Origin of the sequence: Streptomyces sp. NPDC127098 (assembly GCF_042722465.1) — a bacterium.
In the GTDB taxonomy this organism is placed as follows: Bacteria; Actinomycetota; Actinomycetes; order Streptomycetales; family Streptomycetaceae; genus Streptomyces; species Streptomyces millisiae.
Window position 1 is genome coordinate 1 of the sequence record NZ_JBHXFJ010000004.1, and the last position, 13,839, is coordinate 13,839.

The window sequence follows — 13,839 nt, forward strand, 5'->3', positions numbered from 1 at the left end:
GGCGTCGGCCGCGGCCGTGGCCGGCCCGGCCGCGCCGCCGACCGGCGGCCGCTACCCGGCGCGCCGCGCCGGTGCGCGGCGTGGCCCCGCAGGGACTCCGTCCGGTCTATTGACGGTGGTTTGGGCGGCTCCTATCGTGGCGAGGTCTGTTCATGACAATGTCCTCTGTTCCTGTATGTGAACGCTTTGGCACCACGCGCGCGAGATCCTCCCCTCTCCCCTTTCCATAGGAGCCGCGATGTCAGCGTTGGACTGGATCGTGGTCGCTGGTTACTTCCTCGTCGTGGTAGCCATCGGCTGGTGGTCGAAGAACCGCATCCACAGCGTGGCCGACTTCTTCACGGCCAGGGGGCAGATCCCCTGGTGGCTGTCGGGGGTGTCGCACCACATGTCGGGCTACAGCGCGGTGATGTTCGTCGCGTTCGCCGCCGTCGCGTACAACAGCGGTATCACCGTCTACTTCTGGTGGCCGCTCACCATCGGACTCGGCGTCGGCGTCGGCGCCTTCCTCTTCGCGGCCCGCTGGAACCGGCTGCGGGCCAAGCACGACGTCAAGTCCCCGCTGGAGTACCTGACCCGCCGCTACAACCTGCCCACCCAGCAGGTGCTCGCCTACAGCGGCGCCGCCCTCAAGGTCGTCGACATCGCCGCCAAGTGGGTCGCGATCTCGGTCCTGTTGCGCGGCTTCGCCGACATCCCCATCGAGGTCGGCATCATCTTCACCGGCATCGCCACCATGGCCTACATGACCGTCGGCGGCCTGTGGGCCGACGTCCTCACCGACATGGGGCAGTTCGTCATCCAGGCCGTGGCCGGCGTCGCCATGCTGCTCGCCGTGATGATCGAACTCGGCGTCGGCTTCCCGTTCACGATGTGGGGCGACCTGCCAGACGGCCACGGCGACCCGGTCAACGGCACCGTCACCACCTGGCTCATCCTCGCGTTCCTGCTGGTGAAGACCTTCGAGTACAACGGCGGCATGTGGAACCTGGCGCAGCGCTACATGGCCTCGCCCTCCGGTTCCGACGCGCGCCGCGCCGCGCTGCTCTCCAGCGCGCTGTGGCTGGTCTGGCCGTTGGTCCTCTTCCTGCCGATGATCGCCGCGCCGCTGATCGTGCCCGGACTCAGCAACGGCGAGGAGTCCTACATCGCGCTCGCCAGGGAGCTGCTGCCGGCGGGCCTGATCGGCCTGATGCTGGCCGGGTTCTTCTCGCACACCATGGCGATGGTGGCCTCCGACTCCAACGTCATCACCGCCGTCATCACCCGCGACATCGCCCCGGTGCTCGTGCCGCGCGTGCGGCGGCTGACGGAGTCCGCGCAGCTGACGTTCGCCCGCGTCACCACCGTGCTGTTCGTCGCCCTCTCCATGACCATCGCCATCACCACCGGCGGCGAGGGCTTCGTGCTCGACACCGTGGTGGAGCTGGTGGCCGCCACCATGGGCCCGATATCCATCCCGCTGATGCTCGGCCTGCTGCCGTGGTTCCGCCGGGTCGGGCCGACCGCCGCGATCACCTCGTGGGCGGGCGGTCTCCTCGTCTGGTACGTCGTCCGCTACGTCGTGGACGGCGCCGAGCAGGCCGCCATCGTCGGCCTGCCGCTGCTGACGTCGCTGGTCCTCTACGTCGGGGTCGGGATGCTGCGGCCCGAGCCCAAGCCGGAGACGGACGCGCTGCTCGACTCGCTCAACTCCGATCCCGAGCCGTCCACTTCGGCCCAGGCCGAGCCGGAGGGCGGCGCGCTGACCGCCCGGTAGACGAACGCGGTGAGCGGCGCGGCCACCGTCCAGCCCAGGGTCTCGTAGAGGGCGCGGCCCTCGTCGGTGGCGCCCAGGACGCCGGTGGCCGCGCCGCGTTCGACGGCCTCGTCGGCGAGCGTCCGCATCACCAGGGAGCCGAGGCCGCGCCGCTGGTGGGCCGGGTGGGTCTCGACCTGGTCGACCACGGCGGCGGCGCCGACCGGGGCGACCTGCCCGCGTGCCGCCAGCGAACCGTCGGCGGCGAACACCCGCGCCCGCGTCACCCCGGCGGTCGTCTCCACGGCGAGGCGGTAGCCGTCGGGCACCCGTGGCGCGGAGGCGCGCAGCGTGGTGGCCATCAGATGGCCGTGGTCGCCCTCGGTCCAGTCCGGGGTGAGCCAGCCGGCCACGGTCTCGACGTCGACGAACACCTTGAGCTGGGTGGTGGGCACGGTGACCGCGCCGACGACGCCCCGGACGCCCGCCTCGTCGGCCGCCGGCAGCACGTGCCGGCCCATGGCGTGGGGGAGGCCGACGTCGATCCGCACCCCCCACGGCCGCTCGACCGGCGGCGGCGTCCCCCGCGACACCGCCCAGCCCGCCGCCCAGGCCAGCACCAACTCGGGTATGGCCGCGTCCGCGCCGTTCATCACGCCCTCCAGTCGTAATGGTCAACTCTGAGGTTCGAACATTACATGGGGGCCTCCTCGGGCCGCCGGCGCCCCGCGTCCGGCAGCAGTGTGAGCAGCCCGAGCACGGCCATGGCGGCCCCCAGCCACAGAGTGGCGCGCAGTCCCCAGGCGTCGATGGCGAGGGCGCCGAGCGAGGAGCCGAGGATCACGCCGAGCGTGATGAAGGAGGAGTGGACGGTGTTCACCAGCGGCCGGGCGTTGCCGGTGCGCTGCACCCTGGTCACCATCGCCGGGTTCATGGTCACGCCGACCAGGCCGACGCCCAGCAGGAAGGCCACGGCCGCGACCGGCACCTCGGCCAGCAGCGCGAAGCCGGCGAGGAAGACCGCGTTGAGCCCGAGCCCGGCGGCCAGCACCGGCACCGCGTGCCGGTCGGCGAGCCGGCCGACGACCGTGTTGCCGACGACGGTCGCCGCGCCGTAGGCGATCAGCAGCAGCGGCACGGTGCCGGTGGCGAAGCCGGTCAGCTCGGTGAGGATCGGGTTGAGGTAGCTGAACGCGGCGAAGGTGGCGCCGATGATCAGCGTGCTGGTGGAGAGCGCCAGCCACAGGCGCGGCCGGCGGAACACGCCGAGCTCCTGCCGGAAGCCGCCCTCCTCCTCGGCCCGCGCCAGCGCCGGCACACCGACGAGCGTCGTCGCCGCCGCGACCACCGCGATCGCCGAGATCACCCAGAACGCGGCCCGCCAGCCGAACCGCTCGCCGACCAGCGTGGACAGCGGCAGCCCGAGCAGGGTGCCGAGCATCAGCCCGTTCATCACCACCGCTATCGCCCGGCCGCGGGTCTCGGCGCGGGTCAGCCGCACGGCGAGCGAGATCGCCACCCCGAAGAACGCCTGCGACGCGACGCCGGTGACGATCCTGGCCACCAGCATGGTGGCGTAGTCGGTGGCGGTCGCGGCCAGCACGTTGCCGGCGAGGAAGACGGCGAACAGCAGCAGCAGCGCGTTCTTCGGCGTCACCCGCAGCAGCGCCACGGTCAGGAAGGGCCCGCCGACGGCCATGGCCACGGCGAACGCGGTGATCAGATAGCCGACCTGTGGCACGGTGGCGTCCAGGCCGTCCGCCAACCGCGGCATCAGTCCCGCCACGACGAACTCGCTCGTCACCATGGCGAAGATGCCGAGGGCCAACACGTACACGGCACGTGGCACTGCCCCACTCCTCATCGGGTCTCCCGTTATGGATCGATCAGTTCAAAACCTGCCCGCGCGAAACCGCGGGCGTTCTCGACTCGTGTGTCAGCGCAGCAACGCGCCCAGGGCGATCTCGGCGATCGACTCCAGCGTGGCCTGGTCGGCGCCGCCCTGGCTGGAGACCCGGATCCCGGCGATCGTCGCGTTGACGAACCGGGCCAACTCGCCGGGGTCCCGCGCCGACGCGACGCTGCCGTCCCGCTGCCCGGCGGCCAGCGCCTCGCGCAGCGCGGCCAGCCGTCGCGCGGTGTCCCGCGCCAGCAACTCCGCCGCCGCCGCGTCCCGCGCCGCCAGTTCGACGGTGGTGTTCACCCCCAGGCAGCCGAGCACCCGCCCGGCGGCCCGGTGTTCGGCCTCTCCCGCGACGATCGACGCCAACAGCGCGCGGACCCGCTCGCCCCCCGGCCGCCCCGCGTCCTCCAACACCCCGAGCTGCGCCTCCGTCATCCCGTCCAGATAGCGCCCGAGCGCTCGCCGGAACAGGTCGTGCTTGCTGCGGAAGGTGTTGTAGACGCTGCTGCGCCCGAGCCCCGTCGCCTCGCACAGGTCCTGGGTCGAGGTGGCCTCATACCCCTTCTCCCAGAACACCCGCATCGCGGCGTCCAGGGCCCGCTCCTCGTCGAACGTCCTCGGTCGGGCCATGCGGCGACCGTAACAGGTTTTGCATCGCTCGGTCCAATACGCGAGGATCCCGGCCGTGAGCCATCTCGTGCGCGACTACGCGCCCGCCGACGAGGCGTCCTGGCTTCGTTGCCGGGTCCTGTCCTTCCTCGCCACCGCCTACTTCGACGACGTCGACCGCGCCAAGCCGCACATCCCGGAGCCCGGCCTCGCGCTCGTCGCCGTCGACCCGGCCGGCACCGTGGTCGGCATCCTCGACGTCCTCGTCGAGCGCGACTCGGCGACCATCGACACGGTCGCGGTCCATCCCGACCACCAGCGGCGCGGCATCGCCCGGGACCTCCTCGCCGAGGCCCGCTCCCGTCTGCGCGCCCTCGGGGTCGTGACGCTGGACGCCTGGACCAGGGACGATCCCGGCACCCTCCACTGGTACCGGGTCATGGGCTTCGCCGAGAGCGCCCACTACCTGCATGTCTTCGCCCACGCGTACACCGACCCGGCGGAACCGGCGCGCGCCGTCGCCGAGCCGCACCCCGACCTCCGGCCGGTGGGCCTGTTCCTCCACGCCGACCTGCGTCACGAGCGGGCGATGCGGGAGCGGTTCGCCCGCGTGCACGTCTGCCGGCGCTTCGCCATGCCCCTGGTGATCGCATAAGGCTTGACTTATATAAGTTGCGAATGAAAGAGTCCTGCCGTGCACGCGTTCGACGTCCTCGGGGATCCCGTCCGGCGCCGGATCCTGGAGCTGCTCGCCGGGGGCGAGCAGTCGTCAGGCGCCGTCAGCGGGGTCATACGGGAGGAGTTCGGCATCTCCCAGCCCGCCGTGTCCCAGCACCTCAAGGTGCTGCGGGAGAACGGCTTCACCACCGTCCGAGCGGAGGGCACCCGCCGCCTCTACGCGGTCGACCCGGGGCCGCTGCGCGAGGTCGACGCCTGGCTTGACCACTTCCGCGGGTTCTGGAACCAGCGGCTCGACGCGCTGGCCACCGAGCTCGCCCGAGGCAGACGAGAGCGAAGGAAGAACGAGGACTCATGAGCGAGATCGCCGACCGGATCAACGCCGTCCACCGCGAGTTGGGGAAGAAGCGCATCCCCGCCGGCGAGGGCACCGCCGTCCTGCTGCGGCGCGGCTACGCCGCCCCGATCGAGGACGTCTGGGACGCCTGCACCGACCCCGAGCGGCTGGCCCGCTGGTTCCTGCCGGTCACCGGCGACCTGCGGCTCGGCGGGAGCTACCAGCTGGAGGGCAACGCGCGGGGCGAGATCCTGCACTGCGAACCGCCCCGGCTGCTCCGCGTGACCTGGGTCTACGGCGAGAACGCCACCGACAGGGACATCAGCGAGGTCGAGCTGCGGCTCGCCCCCGCCGAGGACGGCGAGACGATCCTCGAACTCGAACACGCCGCCGTCGTCCCCGCCGAGTTCTGGAAGAAGTTCGGCCCCGGCGCCACCGGCGTCGGCTGGGACGGCGGACTGCTCGGCCTCGACCACCACCTGCGGGGCGAGGAACTGGACCCCGCGACCTGGCACGACAGGCCGGAGGCCAGGGAGTTCAACACCCTCAGCGCCCGGGCCTGGGGCGCGGTCCACGCCGCCTCCGGCGCCGACCCGGCCGAGGTCGCGGCGGCGACGGCGGCCACCACCGAGTTCTACGCCCCCGCGGGCGACGCGCCTCAGTAGCCCGGGCGCCCCGGCGGCCGACCGAACGCCATGTCCGATCCACGCCAGCCGATCGGCGGCTGAGCGGTGAGCCTGGGCGCATGACGACATCCACGGTCGCCTTCCGGGTCCACGCGCTGCCCGGCGAGGTGCTGGCCGACGTGCGGGCGCGGGGCGTCGACGCCTTCGGGACCCCGGCCGAACGCCTCACCGCGGCGGGCGGCGAGCCCGTCAGGTGCTGCCTGCGGGACGCCGCTCCTGGCGAGGAACTGCTGCTCTTCGGCTACCAGCCGCCGCTCCCGGGGGCGGCCAGCCCCTACCGCGAGGTGGGCGCGGTGTTGGCGCACGCCGAACCGTGCGCGGGGCCGGCGGCCCTCACCGGCTACCCCGCCGACTGGCGTGGCCGGCCGCAGGTGCTGCGGGCGTACGACGCCCGCGGCTGGATCCACGACGCGACCACCGTGCACGACGGCCGGGACCCGGACCGGGTGATCGCCGAACTCCTCGCGGACCCCGAGGTGGTGCGGCTGCACAGCCGCAACGTCGCCTGGGGCTGCTACATGTTCGCCGTCACCCGTCGGCCGGCCGTGGAGCCGGGCCCGCGCTGACCGCGCGTACGACGGCGGCGATGTCCTCTCGGCTCATGGGTTCGTCGTCCAGGTGGTTGTGGATGCTGAAGCCCTCCACCAGCGCGTCCAGGGCCCGGGCCGTCCTCGGGTCGAAGTGCCTGCTCAGCGCCGCGCGGCTGGCGCGCATCCAGGACCGGATGACGCCGAGCAGGGCCGGGTCGCGTGCGGCGAAGGCGTACAGCTCGTAGCTGAGCACGAGGTCCCGCGGGCTTCCCCAGAGGGGGCCGCAGATGATCTCCACGACGGCGTCGCGGGCCTCCTGGACGGTCTCGGCGGCGTCCAGCAGTCTCCGGTACCGGGCGGACATCGACTGTGCGAGCCGGGTGAACGCCTCGACGAGCAGTTGTTGCCGGCCTTCGAAGTAGTACGTCATCGACCCGAGCGGGACGCCGGCGGCCTCGGCGACGCGTCGCTGCGTGGCGCCCGTGACGCCGTGCTCGGCGATCACGTCGAGCGCCGCCTCCACGATGCGGTCCCGGCGTCCCGGGTCGTTCGGGCCTCGCGAGTTCCCTGCCATGGTCGCCCCTTCCTCACCTCCCCCCAGGCGTGTACATTTGTACATACTTTTCGGAGGGGGTTGCCCCTGTCGCGTTGGGACCGAACTGTTGTGATGGATCCGGCCACACGTCGTCGCCGCACGGCATTGTTCCTCTTCTTCCTGATCCCCGGTCTCTCGATCTCCTCCTGGGTGACGCGCACGCCCGACATCAGGGACCTGTTGGACGCCTCGACCGCGCAGCTGGGCATCGTCCTGTTCGGCCTGTCGGCCGGCTCCATGCTGGGCGTGCTGGGTTCGGGCACGCTGGTGGCCAGGTTCGGCACCAGGCCGGTCATGGGCGCGGGCACGCTGCTCGTCGTCCTCAGCCTGGTCGTCGTCGGCGGCGGCTCCCTGCTCTCCTCCGCCCCCGCCGTCACGGCCGGGCTGTTCCTCTTCGGCGCCGGCATGGGCGGCGGAGAGGTGGCGGTCAACGTCGACGGCGCCGAGGTCGAGCGGATCGCCGGCCGGACGGTGCTGCCCACCCTGCACGGCTTCTTCAGCCTGGGCACCGTCCTGGGGGCCTCGCTCGGCATCCTGTGCACGGCCGTCGACTTCCCGGTGCACTGGCACCTGGCCGCCATGTCCTTCGTCACGGCCGGGATGTTCCTGTACGCGTTGCGAGCCATCCCCTCCGGGGTCGGCAGGACCCACGGCGCGGCACGGGGCGCCGAGGCCGACCCGCGGGCGGCCGGAGCGGCGGTCTGGAAGGACCGGCGCCTGCTGCTGATCGGCGGCATCGTCCTGACCATGGCACTGGCCGAGGGCGCCGCCAACGACTGGCTGCCGCTTCTCATGGTCGACGGCCACGACATGGACCCCGCCCTGGGTTCGGCCGTCTACGCCGGCTTCGCCGCCGCCATGGCGATCGGCCGGTTCGGCGGCGGCTTCTTCATCGACCGCCTCGGCCGGGTCCCGGTCGTCCGGGCCAGCGCGCTGTCCGCGACGCTGGGCCTCGCCGTCGTCGTCTTCGCCGACTCCCCCGTGTTCGCCGGCGCGGCCGTGCTGCTGTGGGGGCTGGGGGCCTCCCTCGGCTTCCCCCTCGCCCTGTCCGCGGCCGGCGACTCGGGACCCGACTCGGCGGCGCGCGTCAGCCTGGTGGCGATGATCGGCTACGTCGCCTTCCTCGTGGGGCCGCCAGGGCTCGGCTTCCTCGGCGACCACTACGGCCTGCGCGCCGCCATGACGGTCGTCCTCGTCTTCGCCGCCGCGGCGATCTTCCTCGCCCCGGCCGCCGGCGCCCGCCGGGCCACGCCCGCGCGCGTCACCGTGGAGGGGTAGCCGCGCTCAGCACTCCGTCTCGGTGAGCTCCGCGAGCTGTTCGGCCGCGGTGGCGTCGCCGGCCGCGGCGAGCCGGCGCAGCTCGGGCAGGTCCTCCAACTCGGTGGCCAGCTCGATCAGCTGGTCGGTGGCGGTGGCGCTGCCGGCGTCGGAGAGGTGGCGCAGTTCGGCCAGGTCGCCGCGCTCGCCGGCGAGTTCGACGAGGATGTCGATCGCGTCGCCGTCGCCTCGTTCGGCCAGGGCCCGGAGGGTGGGCAGATCGGTGTCGAAGTCGGTCATCTGAACTCCTTTCGTGGGTACCCCCGGCTTCAGCCGGGGGAGGAAACGAAACTCCCGCGGAGCAGGGCAAGGAGCGGGGTTTCGCCCCCAGGGCGAGAAACCGTGCTCTGATCCGTGAGTTTGATCTTTAGCTGTGGTCCCTCTGGTTTGTGAGCGTGGCCACGGGCTGTGTGAGGCGGGCGTTCAGGTACCGCTTCTGTCCGACGGATGCGCAGGCAGCCGAGCTGTCGCGCACGTTCGGCTGTGTTCGGAAGGTCTACAACCTCGCTCTCGCGGCCCGTACGGAGGCGTGGGCACGACAGGAGCGAGTGAACTACAACCAGACGTCGGCGATGCTGACGGCGTGGAAGAAAACCGAGGAACTCGCGTACCTCAACGAGGTCTCCTCGGTCCCGCTCCAGCAGACCCTTCGGCACCTTCAGGCGGCGTTCACCAGCTTCATCGGCAAGCGGGCGAAGTACCCGCGCTTCAAGTCGCGGAAGAGGTCGAGGAAGTCCGCCGAGTACACCACCAGCGGGTTCCGCCTCCGCGACGGAGAGCTGACCCTGGCGAAGATGAGGGAACCGCTCGACATCGTGTGGTCCAGGCCCCTGCCGGAGGGCGCGAGCCCTTCGACGGTGACCGTCTCCCAGGACGCTGCCGGACGCTGGTTCGTCTCCCGGCTGTGCGAGGACGCGAGCGTCAAGCCGCTCCCCGCGAACGGCAACGCGGTCGGTATCGACGTCGGCCGTGACCACCTCCTGACGCTGTCGACCGGCGAGAAGATCGCTAACCCGAGGCATGAACGCCGCGACCGCGCCCGTCTCGCCCTGGCTCAGCGCCGTTTGGCGAAGAAGGCCAAGGGCGACGGCACCAACCGCGGGAAGGCCCGGCACAAGGTCGCCAAGATCTACGCCCGGATCGCCGACCGTCGCCGTGACGGTCTGAACAACCTCACCACTCGACTCGTTCGTGAAAACCAAACGATCGCTATCGAGGACCTGACCGTTCGCAACATGGTCAAGAACCGGAGTCCGGCCCGCGCCATCAGCGACGCGGCATGGTCGGACTTCCGGAGCATGCTGGAGTACAAGGCCGCCTGGTACGGGCGGGAAGTGATCGCCGTCGACCGCTTCTTCCCCTCCTCCAGGCTGTGCTCCGCTTGCGGCACCCTCCAGGAGAAGATGCCGCTCAACGTCCGTACCTGGAGGTGTGACTGCGGGACGACCCACGACCGGGACGTGAACGCGGCGAGAAACCTGCTGGCCGCCGGACTGGCGGTGACAGCCTGTGGAGCTGGTGTAAGACCTCAACGGAGTTCTCCGGGCGGGCAGTCGGCGACGAAGCAGGAAACCCCACGGCGCGAGCCGTAGGAATCCCCCTCCTTCAGGAGGGGGAGGAAGTCAAGAGGGCAGCTCTCCTGTTGCTCGAAGCCTGTCGCGGTGTGTGTGCCACTCGTCGAGCAGCGCCGGCAGTCGCTCGCTGAGGAAGTCCGCGAGCGCGACCAACTCCGCGAGCGGGGCCCGCCGTTCGGGCGGTGCCTCGGCGAGCAGCGCGAGCCCCTCGCGGAACAGCGCGGCCTGTTCGCGGTGGACGGCGGAGTCGAAGTTCTGCGGCTGCTGGCTCGCCGGGTCGAGCCCCACCCGGTCCATCCGCTCACCCGCGGTCCGCGTCCGCCGCACCAGTCGGTAGGACTCCAGCAGCTTGACCGCGCCGGTGACGGCGCTGCGGCTGGCCAGCAACGCCTCGCCCAACTCGTCGATGGTCTGGCGCGGCGGGTCGCAGACCAGGAGATGGCCGAGCAGCCGCCCGGCCATCGGCGGAAAGCCGTGCTGGCGGGCGTAGAAGCGACCTACGTGGTCGGCGAAGACGAGGCGCGCGTCGTGGGACACGGGGGCCAGCGTAACGCCTTCGGCTGAGATGACACAGATCTCTGTCATCTTGGTTTGGTTCACGGTGGGCCCTCACCGAGTGATCTGCCTCACATCATGTCAGGATCCTGGTCGCCGCGGTGTCCTGTGACCGAGCCCCTCGGAGTGAAGGAGACACCATGAGCAGGAGCACCGACGTGGTCGTGATCGGCGGCGGATACGCCGGGGTGATGGCGGCCAACCGTCTGACGCGGCGCGACGACGTGACCGTGACCGTGATCAACCCGCGCCCGGTCTTCGTCCCCCGGCTGCGCCTGCACCAGCTGGTGGCCGGGACCCACGACGCGGTCGTCGACTACGAGGCCGTCCTGGCCGACGGCGTCCGGCTGGTCGTCGACAGCGCGGCCCGGATCGACGCGGCCGCGCGCACGGTGGCCCTGACCGGGGGCGGCGAACTCGGCTACGACTACCTGATCTACGCCGTCGGCAGCGGCGCCTCCGCCCCGCGGGTGCCGGGCGCGGCCGAGTTCGCCCACCCGGTCGCGACCCTGGAGGCGGCGCGGCGCCTGCGGTCGGTACTCGACGACACGCCCGTGACAGCTCGGGTGACGGTCGTCGGGGGCGGTCCGACCGGCATCGAGACCGCCGCGGAACTGGCGGAGCGGGGCCGCGCCGTCACGCTGGTCTGCGGGGGTGTCCTCGGCCCCTACCTGCACCCCCGGGCGCGACGCACCGCCCGGACGTACCTCGCCAGGTTGGGGGTCGACGTCCTCGAAGGCCCCGACACCGCGGTCACCGCGGTGACCCGGGAGGCCGTGGAACTCGGGGACGGTCGCACGGTGCCGAGCCGGGTCACCGTCTGGGCCGTGGGCTTCGGCGTGCCCGACCTCGCCCACCGCAGCGGGCTGCGCACCGACGCCGCCGGCCGGCTGCTCACCGACGAGACGCTGACCAGCGTCGACGACGAGCGCGTCGTCGCGGCGGGCGACTCGTCGGCACCGTCCGACCTGCCGTTCCGGATGAGCGCCTACGCCGCGGGATGCCTGGGCGCCCACGCCGCCGACACCGTGCTGAAGCGGATCGCGGGCGACCAGCCGACGCCGGTCGACCTGTCGTTCCCTGCCATGTGCATCAGCTTCGGCCGCGGCGCCGGGATCTTCCAGCTCGGCCGCAAGGACGACACCGCGACGCGGCTGTACTTCAGCGGGCCGGTGGGCCGGAAACTGAAGGAGATCTCCTGCGACTTCAGCGTCAAGCACCTGGTGACCGAGGCGCGGAAGCCCGGCTCCCACTCCTGGCCCAAGGACGGCAAGCACCGGCCGGCCCAGCTGCGGGCCCGCCACGGCGACGCGGCGCCGGTCGCGTAGGGCAGCGGATGCTGTTCCCACACACGTCGTCGGCGACCCGGCGGGCCGGGACGAACGGCCACCGACGCGAGACAGGGAGAAGGACTCATGAGCACGACAGGTGAAACCGGTGGGCGGCGAGGGGCCGGCGGCGAGGACACCCGCGAGGCGACGGAGACGTTCCTCGCCCACCGCAGCCTGCTGTTCACCGTCGCCTACGAGATGCTCGGCTCCGCGGCCGACGCGGACGACGTCCTGCAGGAGACCTGGCTGCGCTGGGTCGAGGTCGACGCGGCGCAGGTCAGAGAACCCCGCGCCTACCTGGTGCGGATCACCACCCGCCAGGCGCTCAACCGGCTTCGGTCGGCGAAACGCCGCAGGGAGGCGTACGTGGGTTCCTGGCTGCCGGAGCCGCTGCTCACCACTCCGGACGTGGCCGCCGACGTCGAACTCGCCGAGAGCGTGTCGATGGCGCTGATGCTCGTGCTCGAGACGCTGACCCCCACCGAACGGGCGGTGTTCGTGCTGCGGGAGGCGTTCGGGTTCGGCTATGACGAGATCGCCGCCGCGGTCGACAAGACCCCCGCGGCCGTGCACCAGATCGCCCACCGCGCGCGCCGCCACGTCGAGGCCCGCCGCCCGCGCCGGTCGGTCACCGCGCGGCAGGCCGAGGCGGCCGTCGAGGCGTTCCGGCGCGCGATCGAGACCCGGGACGTGCAGGGCCTGCTCGACGTGCTCGCCCCCGACGTCGTGGCGATCAGCGACGGGGGCGGCATCAGGCAGGCCACGCCCCGGCCGGTCAGCGGCGCCGACAAGGTGGCCCGCTTCATCGTCGGCGGCCTCACCAAGCACGACGTCAGCCTCGTCGTCGAGGAGACCATGGTCAACGGCGGCCCCGCCCTGGCCCTGCACATGGACGGGGAACTCGACGGCGTCATGGCGGTGCGCGTCGAGGACACCCGCATCACCGGCCTCTACTACGTGCGCAACCCGCAGAAGCTGGTCCACATCGACTCCGAGACCCCGCTCACCCTGCGCTGAGCGCGCCCGGCGCCGCCGTCACCGGTCGCCGGGTGCCGCGTCCCGGCCCCGGATCGTCGCGGCGGCGCGGTGGAGCTCGGCGAGGACGGTGCGGACCGCCCGGCGCGCCGCGCGTTCCGGGCGGTGCAGGGCGTCGATGTGGCGGTGCGCGTGGACGCCGGCGAGCGGGCGGAGAACGAGGGCCGGGTGCGGGCGGGTGGTCCAGCGCGGCATCAGGGCCAGCCCGCCGCCGGCGGCCACCGCCTCGGCGACGACGGCGAACTCGTTGACGCGGTGCACGAGGTCCAGCCGGCGGCCGGCCGCCGCGGCGATGGCCTCGATGGTGGCCATCAGCGGGAAGCCGTCGTGCACGGTGATCCACGGCTGGTCGGCCACGTCGCGCGGGTAGAGCCGCCGGCGGGCGGCCAGCGGGTGGTCGGCAGGCAGCGCCACGTCGAGCGGCTCCCGCAGCAGCGTGCTGGCGGTGACCGTGCGCGGCCAGGGCGGTGCGTGGTCGAGGCGGTGGGCGAGCACCAGGTCGTAGTCGCGGGTGAGGAGCGGGAAACGGTCCTGGGTCACGTCCTCGTCGGCCAGCGCGAGGCGAGGGGCGTCGGGGCCGGCGAGGCCACGCAGCAGGAGCGGGAAGAAGGCGGCGGCCGCGCTGTGGAAGGCGGCCAACGAGACCGTGCCGTCGGGGCGTTCGGCGAAGTCGGCCACGGAGTGCCGGGCCCGCGCCAGGGCGGTCTCGACCTCGACGGCCGCGGCGGCGAGCGCCTGGCCGGCGTCGGTCAACACCACGCGGCGGCCGGCGCGTTCGGTGAGCGGGACGGGGATCGAGCGCTGCAGCAGCCGCAGTTGCTGCGAGATCGCCGACGGGGTCACGAGCAGCGCCTCGGCGACGGCGCTGACGCTGCCCAGTTCGCCGAGCTCGCGGAGGATGCGGAGCTGCCGGGGGTCCACCCGGGACACTGTAGCTCCGCTACAAGGTCG

Annotated in this window: 15 protein-coding genes and 1 pseudogene; 9 read left to right on the forward strand and 7 right to left on the reverse strand. The window is 72.3% G+C overall.

Annotated elements, in window-relative coordinates:
- The first annotated feature begins 238 nt into the window (after window positions 1-238).
- A complete protein-coding gene (locus ACFWI8_RS04130) occupies window positions 239-1,759 on the forward strand; it encodes a sodium:solute symporter family protein (RefSeq protein WP_387085334.1) in 1,521 nt (506 codons plus the stop codon).
- Between the two features lie 32 nt (window positions 1,760-1,791).
- Here the strand turns inward: ACFWI8_RS04130 and ACFWI8_RS04135 are convergent.
- The 3 genes and pseudogenes from ACFWI8_RS04135 to ACFWI8_RS04145 form a co-directional block, all read right to left on the reverse strand.
- Window positions 1,792-2,391: pseudogene (locus ACFWI8_RS04135) on the reverse strand (GNAT family N-acetyltransferase); the annotation flags it as partial.
- Between the two features lie 41 nt (window positions 2,392-2,432).
- The gene (locus ACFWI8_RS04140; RefSeq protein WP_387085338.1) at window positions 2,433-3,587 is read right to left on the reverse strand and encodes an MFS transporter; all 1,155 of its coding nucleotides are present in this window, start codon (window positions 3,585-3,587) and stop codon (window positions 2,433-2,435) included.
- An 87-nt stretch (window positions 3,588-3,674) separates the two neighbouring features.
- Window positions 3,675-4,271, reverse strand: coding sequence for a TetR/AcrR family transcriptional regulator (locus ACFWI8_RS04145; RefSeq protein WP_387085341.1), 597 nt, complete (start codon window positions 4,269-4,271; stop codon window positions 3,675-3,677).
- Window positions 4,272-4,326: 55 nt separating this feature from the next.
- Here ACFWI8_RS04145 and ACFWI8_RS04150 point away from each other — a divergent pair, with 55 nt between their 5' ends.
- The 4 genes from ACFWI8_RS04150 (at window position 4,327) to ACFWI8_RS04165 (ending at window position 6,517) form a co-directional block, all read left to right on the forward strand.
- Entirely contained in the window at window positions 4,327-4,905 is a 579-nt protein-coding gene (locus ACFWI8_RS04150; protein ID WP_387085344.1) for a GNAT family N-acetyltransferase, read from the forward strand.
- A gap of 39 nt (window positions 4,906-4,944) precedes the next feature.
- Window positions 4,945-5,286, forward strand: coding sequence for an ArsR/SmtB family transcription factor (locus tag ACFWI8_RS04155; protein WP_387085347.1), 342 nt, complete (start codon window positions 4,945-4,947; stop codon window positions 5,284-5,286).
- Window positions 5,283-5,930, forward strand: coding sequence for an SRPBCC family protein (locus ACFWI8_RS04160; RefSeq protein WP_387085350.1), 648 nt, complete (start codon window positions 5,283-5,285; stop codon window positions 5,928-5,930). Before ACFWI8_RS04155 ends, ACFWI8_RS04160 begins: the two co-directional genes overlap by 4 nt.
- Before the next feature lie 80 nt (window positions 5,931-6,010).
- Window positions 6,011-6,517 (forward strand): DUF1203 domain-containing protein, encoded by a 507-nt coding sequence (locus ACFWI8_RS04165; RefSeq protein ID WP_387085353.1) that lies wholly within the window; start codon window positions 6,011-6,013, stop codon window positions 6,515-6,517.
- On the opposite strand, the gene ACFWI8_RS04170 is transcribed toward ACFWI8_RS04165, so the two are convergent.
- Entirely contained in the window at window positions 6,480-7,055 is a 576-nt protein-coding gene (locus ACFWI8_RS04170; RefSeq protein ID WP_387085356.1) for a TetR/AcrR family transcriptional regulator, read from the reverse strand. The two genes, ACFWI8_RS04165 and ACFWI8_RS04170, sit on opposite strands and share 38 nt — an antisense overlap.
- 93 nt (window positions 7,056-7,148) lie before the next feature.
- Between ACFWI8_RS04170 and ACFWI8_RS04175 the strand changes: the two genes are divergently transcribed.
- A complete protein-coding gene (locus ACFWI8_RS04175; RefSeq protein ID WP_387085359.1) occupies window positions 7,149-8,354 on the forward strand; it encodes an MFS transporter in 1,206 nt (401 codons plus the stop codon).
- A gap of 6 nt (window positions 8,355-8,360) precedes the next feature.
- Here the strand turns inward: ACFWI8_RS04175 and ACFWI8_RS04180 are convergent, their stop codons facing one another.
- Complete coding sequence (locus ACFWI8_RS04180; protein WP_311600179.1) at window positions 8,361-8,633, reverse strand: hypothetical protein; 273 nt, start codon at window positions 8,631-8,633, stop codon at window positions 8,361-8,363.
- 149 nt (window positions 8,634-8,782) lie between these two features.
- On the opposite strand from ACFWI8_RS04180, the gene ACFWI8_RS04185 reads away from it, so the two are divergent.
- Window positions 8,783-9,985 carry an RNA-guided endonuclease InsQ/TnpB family protein gene (locus ACFWI8_RS04185; protein WP_387085362.1) on the forward strand — a complete coding sequence of 401 codons (1,203 nt, stop codon included), beginning with the start codon at window positions 8,783-8,785 and terminating at the stop codon, window positions 9,983-9,985.
- Window positions 9,986-10,015: 30 nt separating this feature from the next.
- Here the strand turns inward: ACFWI8_RS04185 and ACFWI8_RS04190 are convergent, their stop codons facing one another.
- Window positions 10,016-10,504 carry a GbsR/MarR family transcriptional regulator gene (locus tag ACFWI8_RS04190; RefSeq protein ID WP_387085365.1) on the reverse strand — a complete coding sequence of 163 codons (489 nt, stop codon included), beginning with the start codon at window positions 10,502-10,504 and terminating at the stop codon, window positions 10,016-10,018.
- Between the two features lie 158 nt (window positions 10,505-10,662).
- Here ACFWI8_RS04190 and ACFWI8_RS04195 point away from each other — a divergent pair, with 158 nt between their 5' ends.
- Window positions 10,663-11,850, forward strand: coding sequence for an NAD(P)/FAD-dependent oxidoreductase (locus ACFWI8_RS04195; RefSeq protein ID WP_387085368.1), 1,188 nt, complete (start codon window positions 10,663-10,665; stop codon window positions 11,848-11,850).
- Window positions 11,851-11,937: 87 nt separating this feature from the next.
- Window positions 11,938-12,870 carry an RNA polymerase sigma-70 factor gene (locus ACFWI8_RS04200; RefSeq protein WP_387085371.1) on the forward strand — a complete coding sequence of 311 codons (933 nt, stop codon included), beginning with the start codon at window positions 11,938-11,940 and terminating at the stop codon, window positions 12,868-12,870.
- Window positions 12,871-12,888: 18 nt separating this feature from the next.
- On the opposite strand, the gene ACFWI8_RS04205 is transcribed toward ACFWI8_RS04200, so the two are convergent.
- Window positions 12,889-13,809, reverse strand: a complete 921-nt coding sequence (locus ACFWI8_RS04205; RefSeq protein WP_387085374.1) for a LysR substrate-binding domain-containing protein — start codon at window positions 13,807-13,809, stop codon at window positions 12,889-12,891.
- Between the last annotated feature and the right edge of the window lie 30 nt (window positions 13,810-13,839).

Coding starts and splice junctions, on each gene's coding strand:
- ACFWI8_RS04130 (WP_387085334.1), top strand. CDS start 239: ATGTCAGCGTTGGACTGGATCGTGGTCGCTGGTTACTTCCTCGTCGTG.
- ACFWI8_RS04145 (WP_387085341.1), bottom strand. CDS start 4,271: ATGGCCCGACCGAGGACGTTCGACGAGGAGCGGGCCCTGGACGCCGCG.
- ACFWI8_RS04160 (WP_387085350.1), top strand. CDS start 5,283: ATGAGCGAGATCGCCGACCGGATCAACGCCGTCCACCGCGAGTTGGGG.
- ACFWI8_RS04165 (WP_387085353.1), top strand. CDS start 6,011: ATGACGACATCCACGGTCGCCTTCCGGGTCCACGCGCTGCCCGGCGAG.
- ACFWI8_RS04170 (WP_387085356.1), bottom strand. CDS start 7,055: ATGGCAGGGAACTCGCGAGGCCCGAACGACCCGGGACGCCGGGACCGC.
- ACFWI8_RS04175 (WP_387085359.1), top strand. CDS start 7,149: ATGGATCCGGCCACACGTCGTCGCCGCACGGCATTGTTCCTCTTCTTC.
- ACFWI8_RS04180 (WP_311600179.1), bottom strand. CDS start 8,633: ATGACCGACTTCGACACCGATCTGCCCACCCTCCGGGCCCTGGCCGAA.
- ACFWI8_RS04195 (WP_387085368.1), top strand. CDS start 10,663: ATGAGCAGGAGCACCGACGTGGTCGTGATCGGCGGCGGATACGCCGGG.
- ACFWI8_RS04200 (WP_387085371.1), top strand. CDS start 11,938: ATGAGCACGACAGGTGAAACCGGTGGGCGGCGAGGGGCCGGCGGCGAG.